Source organism: Pedococcus badiiscoriae, assembly GCF_013408925.1.
Classification (GTDB): Bacteria; Actinomycetota; Actinomycetes; order Actinomycetales; family Dermatophilaceae; genus Pedococcus; species Pedococcus badiiscoriae.
Genome location: NZ_JACCAB010000001.1, coordinates 3,077,719 through 3,101,780 on the forward strand (window position 1 = coordinate 3,077,719; position 24,062 = coordinate 3,101,780).

Here is a 24,062-nt window from a genome sequence, read left to right on the forward strand (position 1 = left end):
CTTTCCAGGGCCGAGGGTATTTACGTAACATCGACGTTGTGAATATCCCGGTTCATGCGGCGACGACCCAGGTGGCCCCTGCGGCCCTTGAGTCGCGCACCCGCGACCGGATCCTCCAGGTGATCAGCGAACGCGGTCCCATCACGGCCGCGACGCTGGCCGCCGACCTGGGGCTCACCGCGCCGGCCGTGCGCCGTCACCTCGAGAACCTCGAGGAGGCCGGCCTCATCGCCGAGCGTGAAGCAGCGCACGGGGTCAGGGGCCGGGGCCGCCCGGCGCGCTCCTTCGTGCTCAGCGACGCCGGCCACCAGGGCCTCGAGTCGGACTACGACCACCTGGCCACCGAGGCGCTGCGCTTCCTGGCCCGCGAGTCGGGCGAGGACGCCGTGCGCCGGTTCGCCGAGTCCCGCGTGGCCGAGCTCGAGGGACGGTATGCCGCGGACCTGGCTGCCGCGGGCACGTCGACCGCCGCGCGGGTGGACGCCCTGGTGGGCGCCCTGACCCGCGACGGTTTCGCCGCCTCGGCCCGCCCGGTGGGCGAGCCGGACTCCGCGAGCCCGTTCACCGGCATACAGCTGTGTCAGGGGCACTGCCCCGTCCAGCACGCGGCTCGGGAATTTCCACAGTTCTGTGACGCTGAGACTGATGCGTTCTCGCGGCTGCTGGGCGTGCACGTGCAGCGCCTGGCAACGCTCGCGCACGGGGACCACGTGTGCACCACGTTCGTCCCGACCAGCAAGCCACTGAGCACCCCCGCTGCGACACCAGCACCCGCGACATCAACACCTGCCCGATCAACACCTGCCCGATCAAAAGAAGGGTCGTCCACGCGATGAGCACCAACATCGAGGAGCGGAACCCGGGTCTGAAGGACCTGGGTCGCTACGAGTACGGCTGGGCCGACAGCGACACCGCCGGGGCCACGGCCAAGCGTGGCCTCAACGAGGACGTCGTGCGCGACATCTCGGGCCGCAAGGGCGAGCCCCAGTGGATGCTCGACCTGCGGCTGAAGTCCCTGCGCCTGTTCGGCAAGAAGCCGATGCCGACCTGGGGCAGCGACCTCACGGGCATCGACTTCCAGAACATCAAGTACTTCGTGAAGTCCACCGAGAAGCAGGCCGCCAGCTGGGACGAGCTGCCCGAGGACATCAAGAACACCTATGACCGGCTGGGCATCCCCGAGGCCGAGAAGCAGCGCCTCGTCTCCGGTGTCGCGGCCCAGTACGAGTCCGAGGTCGTCTACCACCAGATCCGCGAGGACCTGGAGGAGAAGGGCGTCATCTTCGTCGACACCGACACGGGCCTGCGCGAGCACGAGGACCTGTTCCGCGAGTACTTCGCGTCCGTCATCCCGGCCGGCGACAACAAGTTCGCCGCGCTGAACACCGCCGTCTGGTCGGGTGGCTCGTTCATCTACGTGCCGCCCGGCGTCCACGTGGACATCCCGCTGCAGGCCTACTTCCGGATCAACACCGAGAACATGGGCCAGTTCGAGCGCACGCTGATCATCGCCGACGAGGGCTCCTACGTGCACTACGTCGAGGGCTGCACCGCGCCGATCTACAAGTCGGACTCGCTGCACTCCGCCGTCGTCGAGATCGTCGTCAAGAAGAACGCCCGCGTGCGCTACACGACGATCCAGAACTGGTCCAACAACGTCTACAACCTCGTCACCAAGCGGGCGACCGCGGCCGAGGGCGCGACGATGGAGTGGATCGACGGCAACATCGGCTCCAAGGTCACCATGAAGTACCCGGCCGTCTTCCTGCTCGGCGAGCACGCCAAGGGCGAGACCCTGTCGATCGCCTTCGCGGGCGAGGGCCAGCACCAGGACGCCGGCGCCAAGATGGTCCACGCGGCGCCGAACACGAGCTCGACCATCGTGTCGAAGTCGGTGGCCCGTGGCGGTGGCCGCACGTCCTACCGCGGCCTTGTGCAGATCCTCGAAGGGGCGCACGGCTCCAGGTCGAGCGTGGTGTGCGACGCGCTGCTGGTCGACACGATCAGCCGCTCCGACACCTACCCGTACGTCGACATCCGCGAGGACGACGTGACCATGGGCCACGAGGCAACCGTCTCCAAGGTGTCCGAGGACCAGATGTTCTACCTCATGTCCCGCGGGATGACCGAGGAGGAGGCCATGGCCATGATCGTGCGCGGGTTCGTCGAGCCCATCGCGCGCGAGCTGCCCATGGAGTACGCCCTCGAGCTGAACCGCCTGATCGAGCTGCAGATGGAAGGAGCCGTCGGCTGATGAGCCTTCTGGCCCAGAAGAACCCCGACGCGCCGGTGGGGTCCCACGAGGACTCCGCCGCCGCGTTCGTCCCCGACCAGTCACGCGCCGAGCGCAAGACCTCGTATGCCGTCGACGACTTCGCCGTGCCCGGTGGCCGTGAGGAGGAGTGGCGGTTCACCCCTGTCGACCGCCTCTCGGCCCTGTTCCAGGTCGCTGCGAGCGAGACCGACAAGGTCTCCGTCGAGGTGCAGGCACCCGAGGGCGTGACGACGTCGCAGGTCGACCCGAAGTCCGCCGGCGTGCTGGTGCCCGCCGACCGGGCGTCCGCCGTGGCGTGGGCCGGTGAGCCCCAGGCGACCCAGGTGAGCATCCCGGCCGAGGCCGAGCTCACCGAGCCGGTGCGGATCACCATCACGGCCCGCGACCTGGCCCGGGTCAACGGCCACCTGGTGATCGACGCCGGTCACCACTCACGCGCCACCGTCGTGCTGACCCATCGCGGCTCCGCCGAGTGCGGGGCCAACGTGGAGCTCAAGGTCGGCGACGGAGCCGACCTCACCTTCGTGACCGTGCAGGAATGGGACGACGAGTCGCTGCACCTGACCCAGAACGACGCCCTGATCGGCCGGGACGCGCGCCTTCGCCACATCGCGGTCACCCTGGGCGGCAAGGTCGTGCGCGTCTCGACCAACGCGCGCTACTCCGGCCCAGGTGGCTCCTTCGAGGGCCTCGGCGTCTACTTCGCCGACGCCGGTCAGCACCAGGAGCACCGCCTGTTCGTCGACCACGAGGCGCCGCACTGCCACTCCAACGTCGAGTACAAGGGCGCCCTCCAGGGCGACACCGCGCACACGGTGTGGGTCGGCGACGTGCTCATCCGTGCCAGCGCCGAGGGCACCGACACGTACGAGCTGAACCGCAACCTCGTCCTCACCGAGGGTGGCCGCGCGGACTCGATCCCGAACCTGGAGATCGAGACCGGCGAGATCGTCGGTGCCGGACACGCCTCGGCGACCGGTCGCTTCGACGACGAGCAGCTGTTCTACCTGATGGCCCGCGGCATCCCCGAGGACGTCGCGCGCCGGCTGGTGGTCCGCGGCTTCTTCGCCAGCATCGTCGCCCGCATCGGGGTGCCCGAGGTCTCGGAGCACCTCATGGAGGTCATCGACGCCGAGCTCGGCGCGGTGCCCGGCATCGCCGCGATCGAGGACGTCGCGTGAGCGCCGTCCCCGAGCTGGTGCCCGACGAGGCCGAGTTCGTGCGGGTCTGCCGCGTCGACGAGCTCCCCGAGAAGGGCGCTGCCGCCGCCGACATCAACGGCACCATCATGGCCATCGTCCGCACCGCGAGTGGAGAGATCCACGCGGTCGACGACACCTGCAGCCACGCCAACGTCTCCCTCTCCGAGGGTGAGCTGGACGGGTGCACGCTCGAGTGCTGGCTGCACGGCTCGCGGTTCGACATCCGCACCGGCGAGCCGTCCGGCCCGCCGGCGATGGTGCCGATCAACGTCTACCCGGTGCGCGTCGAGAACGACGAGGTCTTCGTCAGCCCGACCCCCTTGAACGCCTGACAAGAAGAAGGAAAACGAGAACCCCATGGCAACACTTGAGATTCGTGGCCTGACCGTCACCGTCAACGTCGAGGACGGCACCAAGGAGATCCTGCGCGGGGTCGACCTCACGGTGAAGTCCGGCGAGACGCACGCCATCATGGGCCCCAACGGCTCGGGCAAGTCGACGCTGGCGTACTCGATCGCCGGTCACCCCAAGTACACGATCACCGGCGGCACCGTCACGCTCGACGGTGAGGACGTCCTGGCGATGAAGGTCGACGAGCGCGCCCGCGCGGGGCTCTTCCTCGCGATGCAGTACCCCGTCGAGGTCCCCGGCGTGACGGTCAGCAACTTCCTGCGCACCGCCAAGACCGCCATCGACGGCGAGGCCCCCAAGCTGCGCACCTGGGTCAAGGACGTCAAGGGCGCCATGGACGCGCTGCGGATGGACCCGGCCTTCGCCGAGCGCAACGTCAACGAGGGGTTCTCCGGCGGCGAGAAGAAGCGCCACGAGATCCTCCAGATGGAGCTGCTCAAGCCGTCGATCGCGATCCTCGACGAGACCGACTCCGGACTGGACGTCGACGCCCTGCGCATCGTCTCCGAGGGCGTCAACCGCGCCAAGGAGAACAGCGACGTCGGCGTGCTGCTGATCACGCACTACACGCGCATCCTGCGCTACATCAAGCCCGACTTCGTGCACGTCTTCGTCGACGGCCGGATCGTCGAGGAGGGTGGCCCCGAGCTGGCCGACCGCCTCGAGGCCGAGGGCTACGACCGCTACCTCGCCACCCAGGCCTGAGCACGGCACCCAGCCACGCGGCATACGCCATGAGTGCAACGACCTTCAGCGACAGGGAGCTGGCCCGGATCCGGGCCGGGTTCCCGATCCTGGCGCGCACAGTGCGTGACGGGAAGCCGCTGGTCTACCTCGACTCCGGGGCCACCTCGCAGCGGTATGCCGGTGCGCTCGACGTCGAGCGCGCGTTCAGCGAGCAGGTCAACAGTGCCGTGCACCGCGGGGCGCACCAGCTCAGCGAGGAGGCCACGGACGCCTACGAGGGCGCCCGGGCGAAGGCCGCACGGTTCGTCGGGGGAGCGGACGACGAGGTGGTGTTCACCAAGAACGCCACCGAGTCGCTCAACCTGGTGGCCTATGGCTTCTCGAACTCCGTTGCGGGACAGGCCAAGGACCCTCGGCTGGACCTCCGTGAGGGCGACGAGATCCTCGTCACCGAGATGGAGCACCACGCCAACCTGGTGCCCTGGCAGGAGCTCGCCCGGCGCACCGGCGCGACGCTGCGCTGGGTCGGGGTCACCGACGAGGGGCGGCTCGACCTCGACGGGCGGCACGGTCCCGCCCTCGGCGAGCTGCTCACCGAGCGCACCAAGGTCTTCGCGTTCACGCATGTCTCCAACGTGCTCGGCACCATCAACCCGGTCCGCGAGCTGACCGCGGCCGCCCGGGCCGTCGGTGCCCTCACGGTCCTGGACGCCTGCCAGTCCGCGCCGCACCTCGCGCTCGACGTCGCGGACCTCGGTGTCGACTTCGCGGCCTTCTCCGGGCACAAGATGTTCGGCCCCACGGGTGTCGGCGTCCTCTGGGGTCGCAGCGAGCTGCTGCACGCCATGCCCCCGTTCATCACCGGCGGCTCGATGATCGAGACCGTCCGGATGGAGGCGACCACGTACGCCCCGCCGCCGCAGCGTTTCGAGGCGGGTTCGCCGAACTCGGCGCAGGCGGTCGGGCTCGGTGCCGCGATCGACTACCTGGGTGAGCTCGGCCTCGACCGCATCGCGGCACACGAGCACGCCCTGACCGAGCGTCTGCTGGCAGGTCTGGCCGCGCGCCCGTGGGTGCGGGTCGTGGGTCCGGCCGAGGCGGTCGACCGGGTCGGGGCGGTCGCCTTCGATGTGCGGGGGGTGCATGCCCACGACGTCGGCCAGGTGCTCGACGACCAGGGCGTCGCCGTCCGGGTCGGGCACCACTGCGCGTGGCCACTGCACCGCCGGATGGGCGTGACCGCGACGACGCGGGCCACGCTCGCGGCCTACAACACCCCGGCCGAGGTCGACACGATGCTCGACGCCCTCGACCGCGTCCCCGCGATCTTCGGGGTGGCGAGCTGATGGACCTCTACCAGGAGCTCATCCTCGAGCACTCCAAGCGCCCCTTGCACGCCGGGCTGCGCGAGCCCTTCGAGGCGCAGGTCCACCACGTCAACCCGACCTGTGGCGACGAGGTGACCCTGCGTGTCCACGTCGAGGGCAGCGGCTCGGACGCCGTGGTCAAGGACATTTCCTACGACGCGCTGGGCTGCTCCATCTCGACGGCGTCCACGAGCGTGCTGGCCGAGGAGGTCATCGGGCACACCATCGCCGAGGCCATGACCACCCACGAGGCGATGCGGGCGATGCTGACGTCCAAGGGTGCGGACCCCGGCGACGAGGAGGTCATCGGCGACGGGGTGGCCTTCGCCGGCGTCAGCAAGTACCCAGCGCGGGTCAAGTGTGCTCTGCTGGGATGGATGGCCTTCACCGACGCGTTGCACCAAGCAGGACACGACACCGACCGCAGCACCACGAGCACCCCGAACAGCAAGGACGAGTCATGAGCGACACCACCACCGCCACCCCCAACGTCGCGGACGTCGAAGAGGCGATGCGCGATGTGGTCGACCCCGAGCTCGGCATCAACGTCGTCGACCTCGGACTGGTCTACGGCATCACCGTCGACGCGCAGAAGCACGCCGTCCTCGACATGACCCTGACGTCGGCGGCCTGCCCGTTGACCGACGTCATCGAGGACCAGACCGCCCAGGCGCTCGAGGGCCTCGTCGCGTCGTACCGCGTGAACTGGGTCTGGATGCCGCCGTGGGGCCCGGACAAGATCACCGACGACGGCCGCGAGCAGCTGCGCGCGCTGGGGTTCAACCTCTGAGTCCTGCCGGGCCGAGTGCCCCGAGGTCGAGGGTCGTCGACGTAGCGCCCGAACGGATCGACGGCTGGCTGGAGCGCTTTGCCGCCAACAACGCCGACTCCGAGACGCCCCAACGCATCGTCGGGCGGGAGGAGTTCGCGCACGATCCGCTGGGCGTCCTGCTGATCCGTCGCGGCGGGTATGCCGTGGGTCTGGGTCGCGGCGCGACCTTCACCGAGTCCAAGGTGGGCACCCGACACGTGCAGTCGCGGACCGCCGCCGGTGGCTGGTCCCAGCAGCGGTTCGCGCGACGGCGGGGCAACCAGGCCGACGAGCTGGTGCGCGCAGTCGTCGAGCACACCCTGCGGATCCTGCCGCGCGGCGTCCCCAGTGGTCTGGTGGTCGGCGGTGACAAGGCCCTGGTCCGGGCGGTCCTGGACGATCCGCGCCTGGCCCACCTCGTCGCGCTGCCGCGACGCGAGCTCTACGACCTGCCCGATCCGCGCCGTGCCGTCCTCGAGGACGCGCTGTACCGCGGTCGGGCCGTCCGGGTCACCATCGAGGACGCCCCCGGTCTGTGAGCTGGCCTGCGAGCGGTCAGGTCACTCGACGGTGGCCGGGCTGAGGGTGTCGCACTGGTTGAGGTCACCGGTCTTGTACCCGGTGGTGAACCACCGCTGACGGGCCGCTGCCGACCCGTGCGTCCAGGTCTCGGGGCTCACCCGGCCCTGGGTCTTCTGCTGGATGCGGTCGTCGCCGACCGACGAGGCCGCGGAGAGGGCGTCCTTGATGTCCTTGTCCGTCAGCGGCTTGAGGAAGGCCACCTCACCGCCGTTGGTGCTCTGACCCTTGGTCTGCGTCGCGTGGTTGGCCCACACGCCGCCGAGGCAGTCCGCCATCAGCTCGATCCGGACGCTGCCGCTGTTCTTGCCCTGGGGGTTCTGCTGGGCCTGGTCGAGCAGGCCCAGGATGTCCTGGATGTGGTGACCGTACTCGTGGGCCACGACGTACTCCTGGGCGAGCGCCCCGCTGCTCGACCCGAACTGGGACGTCAGGATCTGGAAGAAGCTCACGTCGATGTAGACCTGCTTGTCGAGCGGGCAGTAGAACGGGCCGACCTGGTTGCTCGCCGTGCCGCAGGCCGACTGGGTCGAGCCGTTGTAGAGGATCGTCTTGGCAGGGGTGTACTGGCGCCGGTACCCGGGCAGCTCCTGGGCCCAGAAGGCGTTGACCGAGTTGACGGTGGCGATGACCCGGCAGGTGTCGTTCCGGTTGGCATCCGCCCCGGTCTTGCACTGGCTGAAGCTGGACCCGTCCTCGGTGCCCCCCGGCTGGACCTGGCCCTGGTCCGCCGTCCCACCACCGGGGTTGGTGGGCAGGTTGCCGGGGTTGATGCCGAAGATGAGGCCGATGATCAGCAGGATGATCCCGCCGATGCCGCCGCCGACCACCACGCCGCCGGGCGCGCCCCCGCCGCCGCCGCTGGACCCGACCTGCGAGGTGTCGATCTTGACGTCGTCGTTGAAGCTCATCTGGCCTCCGCGGTCGTGAGGGCGTGCGGGCCCCGTGCAGCTGTACGGGTCGGTCAACTCTGCCGGTTAGACTAGTGACCTCAGCCCCTGAGCGGCGCATCCGCACGATCGGAGCGCCCCACCCCCACCTGTGATGTCTGGAGTTCCGTCGTGATTGCCGCCAGCGGGATCGAGCTGCGTGCTGGGTCCAGGCTCCTGCTCGACGGCGCCACCTTCCGGATCGCCGCCGGTGACCGGGTCGGGCTCGTGGGGCGCAACGGCGCGGGCAAGACCACCCTGACCAAGGTGCTCGCCGGGCAGGGTCAGCCGGCAGCCGGCTCGGTGACCTCCACGGGCGAGGTCGGCTACCTCCCGCAGGACCCGCGCACCGGCGACCTCCACGTGCTCGCCCGCGACCGCATCCTGTCGGCCCGCGGACTGGACCGCATCATCACCCAGATGCGCGAGGCCGAGAGTGCCATGGCGAGCACCGACGACGACACGCGTGACAAGGCGATGAGGCGCTACTCCCGGCTCGAGGGCGAGTTCACGGCCCAGGGCGGGTATGCCGCGGAGTCCGAGGCAGCGACGATCGCCAGCGCGCTGGCATTGGACGAGCGCATCCTGGGCCAGCCGCTCGCGACGCTCTCCGGTGGTCAGCGGCGACGCGTCGAGCTCTCGCGCATCCTGTTCTCCGGTGCCCAGACGCTGCTGCTCGACGAGCCGACCAACCACCTCGACGCCGACTCGATCGCCTGGCTGCGCGACTACCTCAAGGGCTACCAGGGCGGCCTCGTGGTGATCAGCCACGACGTCCAGCTGCTCGACGCCGTGGTCACCCGGGTGTTCCACCTCGACGCGAACCGGGGCGAGCTCGACATCTACAACGTCGGCTGGAAGCCCTACCTCCAGCAGCGCGAGACCGACGAGCGGGCCCGCAAGCGCGAGTACGCCAACGCGACGAAGAAGGCCGCGGCCCTCATGGAGCAGGCCGAGAAGATGCGAGCCAAGGCCACCAAGGCCGTGGCGGCGCAGAACATGATCAAGCGCGCGGAGCGCATGGTCGCCGGTCTGGAGGGCGCCCGCACCACCGACAAGGTGGCCAAGCTTCGCTTCCCCGACCCGGCTCCGTGCGGCCGCACCCCGCTGCGGGCCAGTGGGTTGTCGCGGTCCTACGGCAGCCTCGAGATCTTCACCGATGTGGACCTCGCCGTCGACCGCGGCTCGCGCGTGGTCGTGCTCGGGCTCAACGGCGCCGGCAAGACCACCCTGCTGCGGATGCTCGCGGGGGTCGACACTCCCGACACCGGTGAGGTCGAGCCGGGTCACGGGCTCAAGCTCGGCTACTACGCCCAGGAGCACGAGAACCTCGACGTCACCCGGTCCGTGCTGGCCAACATGAAGTCTGCCGCTCCGGACTCGTTCGGGGAGACCGAGGTGCGCAAGGTGCTCGGGTCGTTCCTGTTCAGCGGCGACGACGTCGACAAGCCGGCCGGGGTGCTGTCCGGCGGGGAGAAGACCCGGCTGTCGCTGGCGATGCTGGTCGTCTCCTCCGCGAACGTGCTGCTGCTCGACGAGCCCACCAACAACCTCGACCCCGCGTCGCGCGAGGAGATCCTCGGGGCGCTGCGGACCTACAAGGGCGCCGTCGTCCTGGTCACGCACGACGAGGGAGCGGTGGAGGCGCTGGAACCCGAGCGGATCCTGCTGCTGCCCGATGGTGTCGAGGACCACTGGGGCCAGGACTACCTCGACCTCATCTCCCTCGCCTGAGGCCGGCCCTGAAGCCGGCGCGGCGGCCCCGGCGGGACCGGCATACCCACAGGTTTGGTGGGGATTGCGGTCGAATAATGGACGGTTATGCAATCCATAACAAGGTGGGCACAATAGACGGGTGACGCAGACCCCGACGCGACCCCAGCGGCAGGCAGGCAAGGCCACGGGCGCCTGGGCCGACGGCGACCGCACGCCGCTGAACGCCAACGAGGAGTTCAAGCAGGCCGACGACGGGCTCAACGTCCGGGCGCGGATCGAGGACGTCTACTCCAAGGAGGGGTTCGCCTCCATCTCAGGCGAGGACCTGCGTGGCCGGATGCGCTGGTGGGGGCTCTACACCCAGCGCCGCCCCGGGATCGACGGAGGCAAGACCGCCACCCTGGACCCCAGCGAGCTGGATGCCGAGTTCTTCATGCTCCGCGTCCGCTCCGACGGTGGTGCGCTCGACGGCGACCAGCTCCGCACGATCGCCGAGATCAGCACGGAGTTCGCCCGGGACACCGCTGACATCACCGACCGGCAGAACATCCAGCTGCACTGGATCCGGGTCGAGGACGTCCCCGAGATCTGGCGCCGGCTTGAGTCCGTCGGCCTGACCACCGCCGAGGCCTGTGGAGACACCCCCCGCGTCATCCTGGGCTCCCCGGTGGCCGGGATCGCCGCCGACGAGGTCCTCGACGGCAGCCCGGCCGTCCGCGAGATCCTCGAGCGCTACATCGGCAGCGCCGAGTTCTCCAACCTGCCGCGCAAGTTCAAGACGGCGATCTCCGGCAGCCCGAGCCTCGACGTCGCCCACGAGGTCAACGACATCTCGTTCGTCGGGGTCGACCACCCCGAGCACGGTCCCGGGTTCGACGTGTGGGTGGGTGGCGGCCTGTCCACCAACCCGATGTTCGCCCAGCGCCTGGGCGCATGGGTGCCGCTGGCCGAGGTTCCCGACGTCTGGAAGGGCGTCGTCTCGATCTTCCGCGACTACGGCTACCGCCGCCTGCGCAACCGGGCGCGGCTGAAGTTCCTCATGGCCGACTGGGGTCCCGAGAAGTTCCGCGAGGTCCTCGAGACCGAGTACCTCGGACGCCCGCTGCTCGACGGTCCTGCCCCGTCAGCTCCCTCCGCGCACCGCCGCGACCACGTCGGCGTGCACGCCCAGCAGGACGGCCTCTTCTGGGTCGGCGTCGCCCCCATCGCCGGCCGCGTCAGCGGCACCACCCTGTATGCCGTGTCCGAGCTGGCGGCGCGCCACGGTTCCGGGCGCGTGCGGCTCACCGCCCACCAGAAGCTCCTGGTCCTCGACGTACCCGAGCAGGAGGTCGCCGCCCTGACCGCCGGGCTCGAGGCGATCGGCCTGCCGACCTCGCCGAGCGAGTGGCGCCGGGGCCTGATGGCCTGCACCGGCATCGAGTTCTGCAAGCTGGCCCTCGTCGAGACCAAGGCGCGGGCCCACACCGTCATCGCCGAGATGGAGCGGCGGCTGCCCGACTTCGACGTCCCGTTCTCGATCCACATCAACGGCTGCCCCAACTCGTGCGCCCGCACCCAGGTCGCGGACGTCGGGCTCAAGGGCATGGTCCAGACCGACGACGACGGCAACCTCGTCGAGATCTTCCAGGTCCACCTCGGCGGCGGCCTCGGCACCGAGCCCCAGCTGGCCCGCAAGACCCGGGCGCTCAAGGTCCGGGCGCAGGACCTGCCGGAGTACGTCGAGCGGCTGGCCGGTCGCTTCCTCGAGCAGCGCGAGGGCGAGGAGTCTTTCGCCCACTGGGCCCACCGCGCCGAAGAGGACGACCTGCGATGAGCGAGTCGATCCGGTCGAGCGTCATCTACTACTGCCCCTTCTGCGCCGAGGAGGACCTCCGCCCCGTGGAGGAGCCCCAGGGGGCCTGGCGGTGCAACGCCTGTGCGCGCGTCTTCACCGTCTCCCTGAAGGCCGTCGACGCCACCCACATCCCCGGCCGCCTGCGTGAGGAAGCCGAGCTCCAGCGGGCCGAGCTCGAGAAGGAGTCCACGTCATGACCACCGTGACCGACACCCGCTCCGTGCAGGAGCTGCGCGCGCTCGCCGACGACGGCGCCGCGCGCTTCGCCGCGCTGGAGGCGGACCCCGCGAACGCGGCATACGAGGGGCGGGTCGAGCTGGCCCGGCAGGCCCTGGTCTGGGCCGCCGAGACCTTCGGTGAGCACCTGACCGTGGCGTCGTCCATGGGCGACGAGGTCCTCGTGCACCTCGTGGGCACCAGCATCCCGGGCGCGGACGTGTTCTTCCTCGACACCGGGTACCACTTCGCCGAGACCCTGGGCACCCGGGACGCCTACCAGGCCATGCTGCCGCTGAAGATCCGCACGATCCTGCCCCTGCTCACGGTGCCCCAGCAGGACGCCGAGTACGGCCCTAAGCTGCACGACCGCGACCCGGACTCCTGCTGCGCCATGCGCAAGGTCGAGCCGCTCAACCGGGCGCTCTCGACGCACCAGGCATGGGTGACGGGCATGCGCCGCGCCGACGCCCCGACGCGCACCGACATCGGCCTGGTCGGCTGGGACGAGCGGCGCGAGATGGTCAAGCTCAACCCGATCGCCGCGTGGACCGACGACGACGTGGACAGGTACGTCGACGAGCAGCAGGTGTTCCTCAACCCGTTGCGCCAGGAGGGCTACGCCTCGATCGGGTGCGCCCCCTGCACCCGACCCGTCGCCGAGGGCGAGGACGCCAGGGCCGGCCGCTGGGCCGGCAAGGACAAGACCGAATGCGGGCTGCACACATGACGACGACCCACGCGCCTGACGCGCTTCCGGCCCAGTACACCCTCGACCACCTCGACCACCTCGAGTCCGAGGCGATCCACATCTTCCGCGAGGTCGCGGGGGAGTTCGAGCGCCCGGTGATCCTGTTCTCGGGCGGCAAGGACTCCGTGGTCATGGTGCACCTGGCGCTCAAGGCGTTCGCCCCGGCGGCGCTGCCCTTCGCCCTCCTGCACGTCGACACGGGCCACAACTTCCCCGAGGTGCTCGACTACCGGGACGCCACCGTCGAGCGGCTGGGCGTGCGGCTCGTGGTGGCCCACGTCCAGGACTACATCGACGACGGCCGGCTCCGCGAGCGCCCCGACGGCACGCGCAACCCGTTGCAGACCGTGCCCCTGCTCGACGCCATCGAGGCCGGCAAGTTCGACGCCGTCTTCGGTGGTGGCCGTCGCGACGAGGAGAAGGCGCGGGCCAAGGAGCGCGTCTTCAGCCTGCGCGACTCCTTCGGCGCCTGGGACCCGCGCCGGCAGCGTCCCGAGCTCTGGGACCTCTACAACGGCAAGCACGCTCCCGGCGAGCACGTGCGCGTCTTCCCGCTGTCCAACTGGACCGAGCTGGACGTCTGGCGCTACATCGAGCGAGAGGGCATCGCGCTGCCCGACCTCTACTACGCCCACGAGCGAGAGGTGTTCGCGCGCGACGGGATGTGGCTGTCGGCGGGGGAGTGGGGTGGCCCCAAGGAGACCGAGACCGTCGAGACGCGTCAGGTGCGCTACCGCACCGTCGGCGACATGAGCTGCACCGGCGCCGTCGACTCCGAGGCCACCGACGTGGCCGGGGTGATCCTCGAGCTGGCCGCGTCCCGGCTCACCGAGCGCGGTGCGACCCGCGCCGACGACCGGATGTCCGAGGCAGCCATGGAGGACCGCAAGAAGCAGGGGTACTTCTGATGGCCACGACCGCCACGACCGCCACGACCCAGGAAGCCACGACCCAGGAAGCGCAGACGCCCGTGACCTCTGCTGTCCAGGACTCCCCGGTGCCGACCCGACGCCACGACCTGCTGCGGCTCGCCACCGCGGGCTCGGTGGACGACGGCAAGTCCACCTTGGTGGGCCGCCTGCTCTACGACACCAAGTCGGTGCTCGCCGACCAGCTCGACGCGGTCGAGCGGGTCAGTCGCGAGCGCGGCCTGGACGCCGCCGACCTGGCCCTGCTGACGGACGGACTGAGGGCCGAGCGTGAGCAGGGCATCACGATCGACGTGGCGTACCGCTACTTCTCCACGGCGACCCGGTCCTACGTCCTGGCCGACACCCCGGGCCACGTCCAGTACACCCGCAACATGGTCACCGGCGCCTCGACGGCCGAGCTCGCGCTCATCCTCATCGACGCGCGGCACGGCGTCGTCGAGCAGACCCGGCGACACCTCGCGGTCACCGGCCTGCTCGGTGTCCGTCACGTGGCCGTCGCCGTCAACAAGATGGACCTGGTCGACTGGTCGCAGCAGCGCTTCGACGAGATCGTGGCCGAGTTCGCGCGCCACGCAACGCGATTCGGCATCGAGGACGTCGCAGCGGTGCCCGTCTCGGCCCTCTTCGGTGACAACGTCGTCGACCGTTCGGACCGGGCCGGCTGGTACACCGGTCCCACCCTGCTCGAGCACCTCGAGTCGGTGCCGGTCGGCACCGATCCCTCGGCCCAGCCACTGCGGATGCCGGTCCAGTACGTCATCCGGCCCCAGAGCGCCGATCACCCTGACTACCGCGGGTATGCCGGTCGGCTGGCGTCCGGTGTCGTTCGCCCCGGCGACGTGGTCACCGTCCTGCCCGGTGGGGGTCGCACCACGGTGGCCGGCATCGACCGGGCCCGGGCCGACGGCTCGCTGGAAGCGCTCGAGGTGGCCTTCGCCCCCCAGTCGGTGGTGCTGCGGCTGAGCGACGACATCGACGTGTCACGGGGCGACCTGATCGCCTCGGCCGACGAGCCCAGCCTGAGCACCCGCAGCGTCGCGGGCACCGTGGCCGTGCTGTCCGAACGCCCCCTGCGGCAGCGTGACCGCGTGCTCCTTCGCGTCGGCACGCGCACCGTCCGTGCCCTCGTCGACGACATCGTGGACCAGCTCGACATCGCCACGATGGAGCACCGGGCGGCCCCGGACGGCCTGGCGCTGAACGCCATCGGGCGGGTCCGCCTGCGCCTCGCCGACGACGTCGCCATCGACGACTACCGCGCGCTGCGCCGCACCGGCGCCTTCCTGCTCATCGACGAGGCGGACGGTTCGACCCTCGCGGCAGGCATGGCCGACGCCCCCGACCGCAACGCAGGAGAGGGCATCTGATGTCGTCGCCGGACTATCCCCTGACACTCGACCTGGCCGGGCGCCGGGTCGTGGTCGTCGGCGGTGGGCCCGTGGCAGCCCGCCGCACCGCCGGCCTGGTCGAGGCCGGCGCCGAGGTGGACCTCGTCGCGCCGTTCATCTGCGAGGACCTCGCGGAGCTGCTGTCCGCCGGCAGGGTGACCTGGGTCGAGCGCGAGTTCCTCACCGGTGACCTGACGTTGAAGGACCGTGGGGCCTCTGGGGCCGACGATCCTGCGCAGTCGCGCGCCGAAGGAGTGTTCGAGCCGGCCTGGCTGGTGCACACGGCGACGGGCGACCCCTTGGTCGACGCCCAGGTCGCGAGTGAGGCCGAGGCGGCCCGGATCTGGTGCGTCCGCGCGGACGCCGCGCAGGACTCCTCGGCGTGGACGCCGGCGGTGGCCAGGGGCGCCGCGGGCACTGCCAGCGAGGGGCTCACCGTCGCGGTCAGCGCCGGGGGCGACCCGCGCCGTGCGACTGCGGTCCGCGACGCCGTGCTCGCTGCCCTCGACGGCGGCACCCTCCCCGTGCGCCGGGTGCGCCGGGTGCGCCGCGGCGCTCTCGAACGGGACGCTTCGGACCAGGGTGCTCCGGACCAGGACGCGACGCGTCCCGTCGGCCACGTGGCCCTCGTCGGCGGCGGGCCGGGCGCGGACGACCTCATCACCGTCCGCGGGCGTGCCCTCCTGGCGGCGGCCGACGTGATCGTGACCGACCGGCTCGGACCGCGTGGCCTGCTGAGCACCGTCGGCGCCGACGTCGAGGTCATCGACGTCGGCAAGACCCCGGGCAACCACCCCGTGAGCCAGACCCGCATCAACGAGCTGCTCGTCCAGCACGCCCGCCTCGGCAAGCGGGTGGTGCGGCTCAAGGGCGGTGACCCGTTCGTCCTCGGTCGGGGCGGCGAGGAGGCGCTGCACTGCGTCGAGCACGGCGTCCCCGTCGAGGTCGTGCCCGGGGTGACCTCCGCGGTGTCGGTCCCGGCGGCTGCCGGCATCCCGGTGACGCACCGGGGGATCGCCGCCTCCTTCGTCGTGGCTTCGGCGCACGAGGGCGCCGAGCACGTGCTCGCCGCCGCGGCCGACGCGGCCCCGGATGCCACCCTCGTGCTGCTCATGGGCATCACCCGGCTGGCCGAGACCGCCGCGGCCCTGGTCGCCGCGGGCCGCCCCGCCGACACCCCGGTGGCGCTGGTCGAACGCGGCTGGACCCCCGAGCAGCGCACCACGACGACCACCTTGGCCCACGCCGCGCGCGACGCCGTGGCGGCGGGCGTGCGGGCCCCTGCGGTGGTGGTGGTGGGTCAGGTTGTCAGCCTGCGTGAACGCCTCGGCGACCTCTCGGGGGAGTAGCGTCTCGCGGGTGACCACCGAATCCGACATCGTCCTGCTGGCGCACGGGTCGCCGGACCCACGCCACGCGCAGGGCGTCGAGGCCCTGGCCGCGCGCGTCCGCGCGCTGGCCCCGCACCGGCCGGTGCACACGGCATACCTCGACCACCACCCGCCCAGCCCGCGGGACACGGGGATGGCCCTGGGGCCGCACGCGATCGTCGTGCCCGTGCTGCTCACCCCGGCCTTCCACGCCAGGGTCGACGTGCCCACCGCCGTCGACGAGCTGACCCGGGTGTCCGGTGCGCACGTCGCGGTCGCCGACCCCCTCGGCCCGCACGAGCTGCTGCTCGACGCGGCGGAGGAGCTCCTTGCGGCGCAGGGAATCCATCCTGACCCCACCACGGCGGTGCTCCTGTATGCCGCGGGGTCCAGTGGCAGCGACGCCGTCGCCACGGTGGGACGCACCCTCGCCGAACACCCCCGCGTGGGGTGGGGGCCGTGGAGCGTGGCCGCGCTCGAGGGCGGGTCGACGATCGACCAGCTGCTGCGACGGCTCCCCGACGAGGTGGAGCGGACCGTGGTGGTGTCGTTCATGGTGGCCGAGGGGATCCTGAGGGACCGGATGGCGCAGCACTGCGGCCGGGCGGGTGTGTCGATGGTCGCCGGCGCTCTGGCCCAGACGTCGGCAGTGGCGCACCTCGTCCTGGAACGGGCGCACAGCGTCCTGGCGAAGGCGGATAGCCTGCCCGCGTGAGCGATGCAGCCAAGCCCCACCCGCACCTGACCGTCACCCGCGACGGCGCCGTCCTCACCGTCAGCCTGGACAATGCGGCCCGGCGCAATGCCCAGACCCCCAGCCTGTGGGCCGCCCTGGCCGCCGCAGCGACGGGCCTCGACCCGGATGTGCGGGTGGTGGTCCTGCGGGGCGAGGGTCCGTCGTTCTCGGCGGGGCTCGATCGCGGCATGCTCGCTCCCGGCGGGGTGCCCGGAGAGGTCGACATGGTCGCCATGGCGGCGGACAGTGCCGAGGCGGCTGCTGAGGTCATCGAGGACTTCCAGCGCGGGTTCTCGGCGTGGGCGACCGTTCCCGCGGTGGTCGTGGCCGCCGTGCAGGGGCACGCCATCGGGGCCGGTTTCCAGCTGGCCCTCGCCGCGGACCTGCGGGTCGTGGCCGATGACGTGCAGTTCACGATGAGGGAGACCTCCCTCGGGCTCGTGCCCGACCTGGCCGGCACGACGCCGCTGGTCTCGCTGGTCGGCGTGGCCCGGGCGCTGGAGATCTGCGCGACGGGCCGCTTCGTGGGCGCGTCCGAGGCCGTGGCCATCGGCCTGGCCAACGTCGCGGTGTCGGTGGACGCCCTCGAGGCCACGACGGCCGACCTGGTGGCTGCCCTGCTCGCCGCCCCCGAAGCGGCGTTGCGTGAGCTCAAGCCGTTGCTGCGCAGCGCGGCCTCCGCCGACCGCGAGACCCAGCTGCGCCTCGAACGCGAGGCCCAGGGCCGGCTGCTGCACGGCCTCGCCGGGTTGCTGCCCCGCTGACTCCCTGCCGTTCCGCGCTCGGCGCAATGTCAGTGGCCTGCCGCATGATGGGGAATGCGCCGTCATCGGGACGGCGTTTCACCGGCGTGAGCAGAGGAGACGTCCCGTGAGCCACTCGGGCTGGATGGCCATGCGTTCGCTGACCCGCGACGACTCGGTCAAGGACCGCAAGCTGGCACCCGGCACTGCCAAGCGGGTCGGGTCCTACGCGCGACCGTTCCGACGCGAGATCGGGCTCTTCCTGGTCCTGGTCATCATCGACTCGGCCCTCGTCGTGGCCACGCCGCTGCTGCTCAAGGAGCTGATCGACAAGGGCATCACCCCTCGTGACCGGGGTGTCGTCATCGCGCTCGCCCTGGTGGTCGCGGCCCTTGCCGTGGTCAGCGGGGCCCTGACCCTCGTGGAGCGCTGGTACTCCAGCCGGATCGGCGAGGGGCTGATCTACTCGCTGCGCGTCGAGGTGTTCTCGCACGTCCTGCGCCAGCCGATCGCGTTCTTCACCCGGGCCCAGACCGGCGCCCTGGTGAGCCGCCTCAACAGCGACGTCATCGGTGCCCAGCAGGCCTTCACGTCGGTGCTCTCGAGTGTCGTGAGCAACGTCGTCTCCCTGGTCCTGATCATCGCGACGATGGCCACGCTGTCCTGGCAGCTCACCGTCGCGTCGCTGGCCCTCGTGCCGTTCTTCCTGCTGCCCGCGCGGTTGATGGGCAAGCGCCTGGCCGGCCTCGCCCATGCGCAGATGGGTCTCAACGCCGATCTCGGGTCGCGGATGACCGAGCGGTTCAACGTCGCCGGCGCGCTGCTGGTCAAGCTCTTCGGTGACCCGCGGCGTGAGGACCGCGAGTATGCCGCGCAGGCGGCTGGCGTGCGCGACATGGGCGTGCGGATCTCGATCAACCGCAGCATCTTCTTCGTCGCCCTGACCCTGGTGGCCTCGCTGGCAACGGCGATGGTCTATGGCTTCGGCGGACTGATGGCCGTCAGTGGCGAGCTGTCGATCGGCACCCTGCTGGCGCTGACCGCCCTGCTGGCCCGCCTCTACGGTCCCCTCACCTCCCTGTCGAACGTCCGCGTCGACGTCATGACGGCCCTGGTGTCGTTCGAGCGGGTCTTCGAGGTGCTCGACCTGCAGCCGTTGGTGACCGAGCGTGCGGATGCCCGAGCGCTGCCGTCCGGTCCCGTCCGGGTCGAGGTCGAGGGTGTGGCGTTCCGCTACCCGTCGGCCGACGAGGTGTCGCTCGCCTCGCTCGAAAGCGTCGCGGCCGGGGACCGCAAGGGGAGCGGGGTCGTCCTGCGGGACATCAGCTTCGAGGCACAGCCGGGACAGCTGGTCGCCCTGGTCGGGCCCAGCGGTGCCGGCAAGTCGACGATCACGGCCCTCATCGCGCGGCTCTACGACCCCTCGACCGGAGCCGTGCGCATCAACGGCGTCGACCTTCGCGAGGCCACCCTCGGCTCGGTGGCCCAGACCGTCGGGATGGTCACCCAGGAGGCGCACCTGTTCCACGACACGATCCGGGCCAACCTCACCTACGCCGCTCCCGGTGCCACCGACGACCAGCTCGTCGCTGCCCTCAAGGCGGCCCAGGTGTGGTCGCTCGTGGGCTCCCTCCCGGAGGGGCTGGACACCGTGGTGGGCGACCGCGGCCACCGGTTGTCCGGCGGGGAGAAGCAGCGCCTGGCCCTGGCTCGCCTGCTGCTGAAGGGACCCGGCCTCATCGTCCTCGACGAGGCGACCGCCCACCTCGACAGCGAGTCCGAGGCCGCCGTCCAGCGAGCACTCGATACGGCCCTGGAAGGCCGTACGGCGATCGTGATCGCGCACCGGCTGTCCACGGTGCGCGGTGCCGACCAGATCCTCGTCGTCGACCAGGGCCGCATCGTCGAGCGAGGCACGCATCGCGAGCTCATCGAGCGTGGCGGGCTCTACAACGACCTCTACACCACGCAGTTCGCCGACCAGGAGCCCCGCAGCAGCGACGTCCCCGCCTGAGCGCGCTCGAGGGCCGACGTCGTCAGGCGTCTTCCTCGTCCCAGATGCGGACCTTCTTGGGGCTGGCCGGACCGGCCTGCTGCGGTGTCGTGGCACCCTCGAGGTACTCGCGGCGGGCCCCGAACCAGACCAGGACGAAGCCTGCGACCATCCCGAGCCACCACTGGAAGGCATAGGCCTGGTGCGGCCCTAGGTCGGTGTCGGGTGCCTCCAGAGGGGTGGGGCGACTCGGGGCGGAGCCGTCGGGGAGACGCTCGACGTCGAGCACGACGTACGCGCCGAGCAGCTGCGTGCCGACCCGCGAGCTGACCTCCGCCTGGTTGATGCTCGCGACCTGGCCCGCGGGCATCGACTTGCCCAGCGACGGCTCCCATCGGCGCAACCAGCCGGTCACCGTGAGCGACGCGGTCGGCGGGGGCACGACCCGGGGGAGGGTCTGCGCGGTCTGGGCGTTCATCACCCAGCCACGGTCGACGAGCACGGTCGCACCGGAGTCGTCGACGAACGGGACCAGCACCTCGTAGCCGTAGGTGCCCTGGTAGGGACGGTTGCGCACGAGCAAGGTCTTGTCCGCGGCATACCTGCCGTGCATCGTGACCCGGGTCCACTCCTCGGCGAGCGGCATGGGGGCCGGGCCCAGCACGTCGGTGACGGGGCGAGGCTTGGCGTCGTAGTGGGCATGGATGCGGTCGGCTCGGGCCGCCTTGGCCTCGTAGCGGTGCCATTGCCACTGGCCGAGGAAGTACGCGGCCACCGCGAAGGCCAGGGCGACCCCGAAGGCACCCAGCCACCGACGCGATGTGAGCACCTTGACCACTGCTTCACGGTACCCGGCTTAGGCTAGGGACCATGACGGGCCTTCCCTTTCCCAGCGTGCGCGGTGAGAGCCGTGCTCCTGAGGGGACCGTCGGGCTGCCTGACCAGCTGGGCAGGGTGGCCCGCGACCTGCGCGTGTCGGTGACCGACCGGTGCAACCTTCGCTGTCGGTACTGCATGCCGGCCGAGGGGCTGCCGTGGCTGGCCAAGCCCGAGATGCTCACCGACGACGAGCTCGTCCGGGTGATCGGGGTGTTCGTCGGCCTGGGGATCACGCAGATCCGGCTGACCGGTGGGGAGCCGTTGTTGCGCCGCTCCCTCGTCGACGTCGTGCGACGGGTGGCCGCGCTAGAGCCGCGGCCACGGATCGCCATGACCACCAACGGCATCGGCCTCGACCGCCTGGCCCAGCCGCTGGCCGACGCCGGCCTGGACCGGGTCAACGTCAGCCTCGACACCATCGACCCGCAGGAGTTCGCGGACCTGACCCGACGCGACCGGCTGCACGACGTCGAGCTGGGCCTCAAGGCCGCCGCAGCCGCTGGGCTGGCACCGGTCAAGGTCAACGCCGTCGCGATGCGTGGCATCAACGACCACTCCGTCGGCGACCTGCTCCAGTGGTGCCTGGACCGCGGGTACGAGCTGCGGTTCATCGAGCAGATGCCGCTCGACGCCCAGCACGGCTGGGACGCCTCCACGATGATCAGCGCGGAGGAGATCAGGGAGCGGCTGGGGGAGCGGTTCGAGCTCACACCGCTGCCCGCCGCCGACCGTGGCAGTGCCCCTGCCGAGCGGTTCCTCGTCGATGGCGGACCCTTCACGGTGGGCATCATCGCCAGCGTCAGCGCACCGTTCTGTGCCGCCTGCGACCGCACGCGGCTCACGGCCGACGGCCAGGTGCGCAACTGCCTCTTCTCCCAGCGGGAGACCGACCTGCTGGGGCCGCTGCGTGCGGGCGCCACGGACGAGGAGCTCGCAGCACTCATCCAGGGCGAGATGTGGCGCAAGGCGCCGGGGCACGGCATCGGCACCGCCGACTTCGTCCAGCCGGACCGTCCGATGTCCGCCATCGGAGGCTAGCCGCGCCAGGTCGGAGCTCGTTCAGCCGCAGCTCGTTCAGCCGGCTGTCTCGGGGATCGCGTCGGCGGGGACGGTCTCGACGAGGAAGCCGCGGATCGAGAGGAACTCCCCGAGCGAGGTCCGGTGCTCGTCGCAGGCCAGCCAGACCTTGCGACGGTCGGCGGTGTGCAGCGTGGGGTTGTTCCACAGGTGCGCCCAGGTGGCGGGGTTGCGACACGCCTTGGCGCTGCAGACGAGGGCGCCCATCAGCGGGTGATCTGCTCGGGGCCGTCGCCGCGCGGCGTCACCGGTGCCGACGAGCCCGGCGCACGTGGGCGGACGGCGTTGGCCAGCACGACGGCCACGTACGGGAGCAGGATGGCGGCGACCGCGAGGCTGCCCCACAGCCACCACGGGGCCCCCCGCGTCGCGGTCAGCACGGCCAGGATGAAGCACGCGGTGCGGATGCCCATGGTCACGAGGTAGCGCCGGATCCGGCCCGCCTGCTCCTGCGCCAGCGACTCCGGGACGGTCGTCACCGACTGCACGACGGGCTCGTCGTGGTGGTGGCGGTGGGGGCGCGGCACATGTCCACGATAGGCGTCGCAGGATGCGGTGTACCCATGGGTAGTCGATAAGGTCGCGACCGAGGCGCAGCGCGGGTGCGCGCCCGCTGGACGCACCGTCGAGACACACGGAGGACATCCATGGCAGGCCGCAACGTGCTGGTCACCGGGGGCAACCGGGGGATCGGCCTGTCCATCGCCACGGCCCTGGCTGAGGCGGGCGACAACGTCGTGATCACGCACCGCTCCGGCGAGCCGCCCGAGGGGCTGCGCGGGGTTCGGTGCGAGGTGACGGACTCCGCCTCGGTCGACCAGGCGTTCACGGAGGCGGAGGAGATCTGGGGCGGCCCCGTCGAGGTGCTGGTCGCCAACGCCGGTGTCACCCGGGACGGCCTGCTCATGCGCATGAGTGACGAGGACTTCGACTCCGTCATCGACACCAACCTGGCCGGCGCCTTCCGCTGCGCACGGCGTGCGGTGAAGGGCATGATCAAGGCCCGCAGGGGACGGATCATCTTCATCTCCAGCGTCGTCGGGCTCTACGGCTCACCCGGCCAGACCAACTACTCGGCGAGCAAGGCGGGCCTGGTCGGCCTGGCCCGCTCGATCTCCCGGGAGCTCGGTGGCCGCGGGATCACGGCCAACGTGGTGGCCCCCGGCTTCATCGAGACCGACATGACGGCCGAGCTGCCCGAGGACCGCAAGAAGGCCTACCAGGCCACCATCCCGGCCGGCCGGTTCGCCCAGCCGGAGGAGGTCGCCGCAGCGGTGCGCTTCCTCGCCGGCGACGACGCGGCATACATCACCGGCGCGGTGATCCCCGTCGACGGCGGCCTCGGCATGGGCCACTGAGCCCCGCCTCCGACCACTCACACCACGACCGAAAGAGACCCCGACATGCTGCTTGAGGGCAAGAAGCTCCTGATCACCGGCGTCCTCATGGACTCCTCGATCGCCTTCCACGTCGCCAAGATCGCGCAGGAGCAAGGCGCCGAGGTGGTGCTCACCTCGTTCGGCCGCACCATGCGGATCACCCAGACGATCGCCAAGCGGTTGCCCACCACCCCGCCGGTCGTCGAGCTGGACGTCACCGACTCCGACCACCTGGACTCGCTCGCGGAGCGGCTGGGCGAGCACGTCGACCACCTCGACGGCGTGCTGCACTCCATCGGGTTCGCGCCGCAGGGTGCCTTCAACTTCCTGGAGGGGACGTTCGAGGACGTGTCGACGGCGATGCACGCCTCGGCCTACTCCCTGAAGTCCCTGGGGGTGGCAGCACTGCCGCTCATGGGCCAGGGCGGCAGCATCGTGGGCCTGACCTTCGACGCGAAGTTCGCCTGGCCGGTCTACGACTGGATGGGCGTGGCCAAGGCCGCGTTCGAGTCGACCAACCGCTACCTCGCCCGCGACCTCGGCCCCAAGGGCATCCGCTGCAACCTCGTCGCGGCCGGACCCATCCGGACGACGGCGGCCAAGTCGATCCCCGGGTTCCAGACGTTCGAGGACACCTGGAACGAGCGGGCCCCGCTGGGTTGGGACGTCAACGACGCCCTCCCGGCCGCCAAGGCCTGCGCTGCGCTGCTGTCGGACTGGTTCCCGGCGACGACGGGCGAGATCGTCCACGTCGACGGTGGCGTGCACGCGATGGGGCAGTGAC

General features: G+C 71.0%; 26 protein-coding genes. 22 read left to right on the plus strand and 4 right to left on the minus strand.

What is annotated here, in order from left to right; all coding sequences use genetic code 11:
* Positions 1-38: 38 nt before the first annotated feature.
* From BJ986_RS14495 to BJ986_RS14535, 9 genes are read left to right on the plus strand one after another with little or no spacing between them, the layout of a single operon-like run.
* Positions 39-836: a helix-turn-helix transcriptional regulator gene (locus BJ986_RS14495; protein WP_337795354.1), complete on the plus strand. Its 798-nt coding sequence runs from the start codon at positions 39-41 to the stop codon at positions 834-836.
* The gene (gene sufB / locus BJ986_RS14500) at positions 833-2,254 is read left to right on the plus strand and encodes a Fe-S cluster assembly protein SufB (RefSeq protein WP_179422811.1); all 1,422 of its coding nucleotides are present in this window, start codon (positions 833-835) and stop codon (positions 2,252-2,254) included. Before BJ986_RS14495 ends, sufB begins: the two co-directional genes overlap by 4 nt.
* Positions 2,254-3,456 (plus strand): Fe-S cluster assembly protein SufD, encoded by a 1,203-nt coding sequence (sufD, locus tag BJ986_RS14505; protein ID WP_179422813.1) that lies wholly within the window; start codon positions 2,254-2,256, stop codon positions 3,454-3,456. Before sufB ends, sufD begins: the two co-directional genes overlap by 1 nt.
* The gene (locus tag BJ986_RS14510; protein ID WP_337795356.1) at positions 3,453-3,809 is read left to right on the plus strand and encodes a non-heme iron oxygenase ferredoxin subunit; all 357 of its coding nucleotides are present in this window, start codon (positions 3,453-3,455) and stop codon (positions 3,807-3,809) included. Before sufD ends, BJ986_RS14510 begins: the two co-directional genes overlap by 4 nt.
* Before the next feature lie 25 nt (positions 3,810-3,834).
* On the plus strand, positions 3,835-4,593 hold the full coding sequence (gene sufC / locus BJ986_RS14515) for a Fe-S cluster assembly ATPase SufC (protein WP_179422815.1): 759 nt from the start codon (positions 3,835-3,837) through the stop codon (positions 4,591-4,593).
* Between the two features lie 29 nt (positions 4,594-4,622).
* Positions 4,623-5,921 carry a SufS family cysteine desulfurase gene (locus BJ986_RS14520; RefSeq protein WP_179422817.1) on the plus strand — a complete coding sequence of 433 codons (1,299 nt, stop codon included), beginning with the start codon at positions 4,623-4,625 and terminating at the stop codon, positions 5,919-5,921.
* Positions 5,921-6,406, plus strand: coding sequence for a Fe-S cluster assembly sulfur transfer protein SufU (gene sufU, locus BJ986_RS14525; RefSeq protein ID WP_179422819.1), 486 nt, complete (start codon positions 5,921-5,923; stop codon positions 6,404-6,406). Before BJ986_RS14520 ends, sufU begins: the two co-directional genes overlap by 1 nt.
* Complete coding sequence (locus tag BJ986_RS14530) at positions 6,403-6,732, plus strand: metal-sulfur cluster assembly factor (RefSeq protein WP_056885213.1); 330 nt, start codon at positions 6,403-6,405, stop codon at positions 6,730-6,732. Before sufU ends, BJ986_RS14530 begins: the two co-directional genes overlap by 4 nt.
* Positions 6,666-7,292 (plus strand): acVLRF1 family peptidyl-tRNA hydrolase, encoded by a 627-nt coding sequence (locus BJ986_RS14535; protein WP_337795358.1) that lies wholly within the window; start codon positions 6,666-6,668, stop codon positions 7,290-7,292. The genes BJ986_RS14530 and BJ986_RS14535 overlap by 67 nt, the downstream gene beginning before the upstream one ends.
* 21 nt (positions 7,293-7,313) lie before the next feature.
* Here BJ986_RS14535 and ypfJ read toward each other — a convergent pair whose 3' ends face one another.
* The gene (ypfJ, locus tag BJ986_RS14540; RefSeq protein ID WP_179422821.1) at positions 7,314-8,243 is read right to left on the minus strand and encodes a KPN_02809 family neutral zinc metallopeptidase; all 930 of its coding nucleotides are present in this window, start codon (positions 8,241-8,243) and stop codon (positions 7,314-7,316) included.
* Positions 8,244-8,393: 150 nt separating this feature from the next.
* Here ypfJ and BJ986_RS14545 point away from each other — a divergent pair, with 150 nt between their 5' ends.
* From BJ986_RS14545 to BJ986_RS14590, 10 genes are all read left to right on the plus strand, one after another.
* On the plus strand, positions 8,394-9,995 hold the full coding sequence (locus BJ986_RS14545; protein WP_179422823.1) for an ATP-binding cassette domain-containing protein: 1,602 nt from the start codon (positions 8,394-8,396) through the stop codon (positions 9,993-9,995).
* Positions 9,996-10,116: 121 nt separating this feature from the next.
* Positions 10,117-11,793, plus strand: coding sequence for a nitrite/sulfite reductase (locus BJ986_RS14550; RefSeq protein ID WP_179422825.1), 1,677 nt, complete (start codon positions 10,117-10,119; stop codon positions 11,791-11,793).
* A complete protein-coding gene (locus BJ986_RS14555; protein WP_179420121.1) occupies positions 11,790-12,011 on the plus strand; it encodes a hypothetical protein in 222 nt (73 codons plus the stop codon). The genes BJ986_RS14550 and BJ986_RS14555 overlap by 4 nt, the downstream gene beginning before the upstream one ends.
* Positions 12,008-12,760 carry a phosphoadenylyl-sulfate reductase gene (locus tag BJ986_RS14560; protein WP_179422827.1) on the plus strand — a complete coding sequence of 251 codons (753 nt, stop codon included), beginning with the start codon at positions 12,008-12,010 and terminating at the stop codon, positions 12,758-12,760. Before BJ986_RS14555 ends, BJ986_RS14560 begins: the two co-directional genes overlap by 4 nt.
* Positions 12,757-13,689 carry a sulfate adenylyltransferase subunit CysD gene (cysD, locus tag BJ986_RS14565; RefSeq protein ID WP_179422829.1) on the plus strand — a complete coding sequence of 311 codons (933 nt, stop codon included), beginning with the start codon at positions 12,757-12,759 and terminating at the stop codon, positions 13,687-13,689. The genes BJ986_RS14560 and cysD overlap by 4 nt, the downstream gene beginning before the upstream one ends.
* Positions 13,689-15,080: a sulfate adenylyltransferase subunit 1 gene (locus tag BJ986_RS14570; protein ID WP_179422831.1), complete on the plus strand. Its 1,392-nt coding sequence runs from the start codon at positions 13,689-13,691 to the stop codon at positions 15,078-15,080. Before cysD ends, BJ986_RS14570 begins: the two co-directional genes overlap by 1 nt.
* A complete protein-coding gene (cobA, locus tag BJ986_RS14575) occupies positions 15,080-16,450 on the plus strand; it encodes a uroporphyrinogen-III C-methyltransferase (protein WP_179422833.1) in 1,371 nt (456 codons plus the stop codon). Before BJ986_RS14570 ends, cobA begins: the two co-directional genes overlap by 1 nt.
* Before the next feature lie 10 nt (positions 16,451-16,460).
* On the plus strand, positions 16,461-17,186 hold the full coding sequence (locus tag BJ986_RS14580) for a CbiX/SirB N-terminal domain-containing protein (protein WP_179422835.1): 726 nt from the start codon (positions 16,461-16,463) through the stop codon (positions 17,184-17,186).
* Complete coding sequence (locus BJ986_RS14585) at positions 17,183-17,971, plus strand: enoyl-CoA hydratase-related protein (protein WP_179422837.1); 789 nt, start codon at positions 17,183-17,185, stop codon at positions 17,969-17,971. The genes BJ986_RS14580 and BJ986_RS14585 overlap by 4 nt, the downstream gene beginning before the upstream one ends.
* 124 nt (positions 17,972-18,095) lie before the next feature.
* Positions 18,096-19,964 (plus strand): ABC transporter ATP-binding protein, encoded by a 1,869-nt coding sequence (locus BJ986_RS14590; RefSeq protein ID WP_179423928.1) that lies wholly within the window; start codon positions 18,096-18,098, stop codon positions 19,962-19,964.
* A gap of 22 nt (positions 19,965-19,986) precedes the next feature.
* On the opposite strand, the gene BJ986_RS14595 is transcribed toward BJ986_RS14590, so the two are convergent.
* The gene (locus BJ986_RS14595) at positions 19,987-20,781 is read right to left on the minus strand and encodes an SURF1 family cytochrome oxidase biogenesis protein (RefSeq protein WP_337795364.1); all 795 of its coding nucleotides are present in this window, start codon (positions 20,779-20,781) and stop codon (positions 19,987-19,989) included.
* Between the two features lie 32 nt (positions 20,782-20,813).
* On the opposite strand from BJ986_RS14595, the gene moaA reads away from it, so the two are divergent.
* On the plus strand, positions 20,814-21,860 hold the full coding sequence (gene moaA / locus BJ986_RS14600; protein ID WP_179422839.1) for a GTP 3',8-cyclase MoaA: 1,047 nt from the start codon (positions 20,814-20,816) through the stop codon (positions 21,858-21,860).
* A 36-nt stretch (positions 21,861-21,896) separates the two neighbouring features.
* Here the strand turns inward: moaA and BJ986_RS14605 are convergent, their stop codons facing one another.
* Positions 21,897-22,106, minus strand: coding sequence for a hypothetical protein (locus BJ986_RS14605; RefSeq protein ID WP_179422841.1), 210 nt, complete (start codon positions 22,104-22,106; stop codon positions 21,897-21,899).
* Entirely contained in the window at positions 22,106-22,426 is a 321-nt protein-coding gene (locus BJ986_RS14610) for a DUF3099 domain-containing protein (RefSeq protein ID WP_179422843.1), read from the minus strand. The genes BJ986_RS14605 and BJ986_RS14610 overlap by 1 nt, the downstream gene beginning before the upstream one ends.
* Before the next feature lie 120 nt (positions 22,427-22,546).
* Here BJ986_RS14610 and fabG point away from each other — a divergent pair, with 120 nt between their 5' ends.
* Both fabG and fabI read left to right on the plus strand, forming a co-directional pair.
* On the plus strand, positions 22,547-23,257 hold the full coding sequence (gene fabG, locus BJ986_RS14615; RefSeq protein ID WP_179422845.1) for a 3-oxoacyl-[acyl-carrier-protein] reductase: 711 nt from the start codon (positions 22,547-22,549) through the stop codon (positions 23,255-23,257).
* Between the two features lie 45 nt (positions 23,258-23,302).
* On the plus strand, positions 23,303-24,061 hold the full coding sequence (gene fabI, locus BJ986_RS14620) for an enoyl-ACP reductase FabI (RefSeq protein ID WP_179422847.1): 759 nt from the start codon (positions 23,303-23,305) through the stop codon (positions 24,059-24,061).
* Position 24,062: the final 1 nt, after the last annotated feature.

Coding starts and splice junctions, on each gene's coding strand:
- sufB (WP_179422811.1), top strand. CDS start 833: ATGAGCACCAACATCGAGGAGCGGAACCCGGGTCTGAAGGACCTGGGT.
- sufD (WP_179422813.1), top strand. CDS start 2,254: ATGAGCCTTCTGGCCCAGAAGAACCCCGACGCGCCGGTGGGGTCCCAC.
- sufC (WP_179422815.1), top strand. CDS start 3,835: ATGGCAACACTTGAGATTCGTGGCCTGACCGTCACCGTCAACGTCGAG.
- BJ986_RS14520 (WP_179422817.1), top strand. CDS start 4,623: ATGAGTGCAACGACCTTCAGCGACAGGGAGCTGGCCCGGATCCGGGCC.
- sufU (WP_179422819.1), top strand. CDS start 5,921: ATGGACCTCTACCAGGAGCTCATCCTCGAGCACTCCAAGCGCCCCTTG.
- BJ986_RS14530 (WP_056885213.1), top strand. CDS start 6,403: ATGAGCGACACCACCACCGCCACCCCCAACGTCGCGGACGTCGAAGAG.
- ypfJ (WP_179422821.1), bottom strand. CDS start 8,243: ATGAGCTTCAACGACGACGTCAAGATCGACACCTCGCAGGTCGGGTCC.
- BJ986_RS14555 (WP_179420121.1), top strand. CDS start 11,790: ATGAGCGAGTCGATCCGGTCGAGCGTCATCTACTACTGCCCCTTCTGC.
- BJ986_RS14560 (WP_179422827.1), top strand. CDS start 12,008: ATGACCACCGTGACCGACACCCGCTCCGTGCAGGAGCTGCGCGCGCTC.
- cysD (WP_179422829.1), top strand. CDS start 12,757: ATGACGACGACCCACGCGCCTGACGCGCTTCCGGCCCAGTACACCCTC.
- BJ986_RS14570 (WP_179422831.1), top strand. CDS start 13,689: ATGGCCACGACCGCCACGACCGCCACGACCCAGGAAGCCACGACCCAG.
- cobA (WP_179422833.1), top strand. CDS start 15,080: ATGTCGTCGCCGGACTATCCCCTGACACTCGACCTGGCCGGGCGCCGG.
- BJ986_RS14590 (WP_179423928.1), top strand. CDS start 18,096: ATGGCCATGCGTTCGCTGACCCGCGACGACTCGGTCAAGGACCGCAAG.
- moaA (WP_179422839.1), top strand. CDS start 20,814: ATGACGGGCCTTCCCTTTCCCAGCGTGCGCGGTGAGAGCCGTGCTCCT.
- BJ986_RS14605 (WP_179422841.1), bottom strand. CDS start 22,106: ATGGGCGCCCTCGTCTGCAGCGCCAAGGCGTGTCGCAACCCCGCCACC.
- fabG (WP_179422845.1), top strand. CDS start 22,547: ATGGCAGGCCGCAACGTGCTGGTCACCGGGGGCAACCGGGGGATCGGC.
- fabI (WP_179422847.1), top strand. CDS start 23,303: ATGCTGCTTGAGGGCAAGAAGCTCCTGATCACCGGCGTCCTCATGGAC.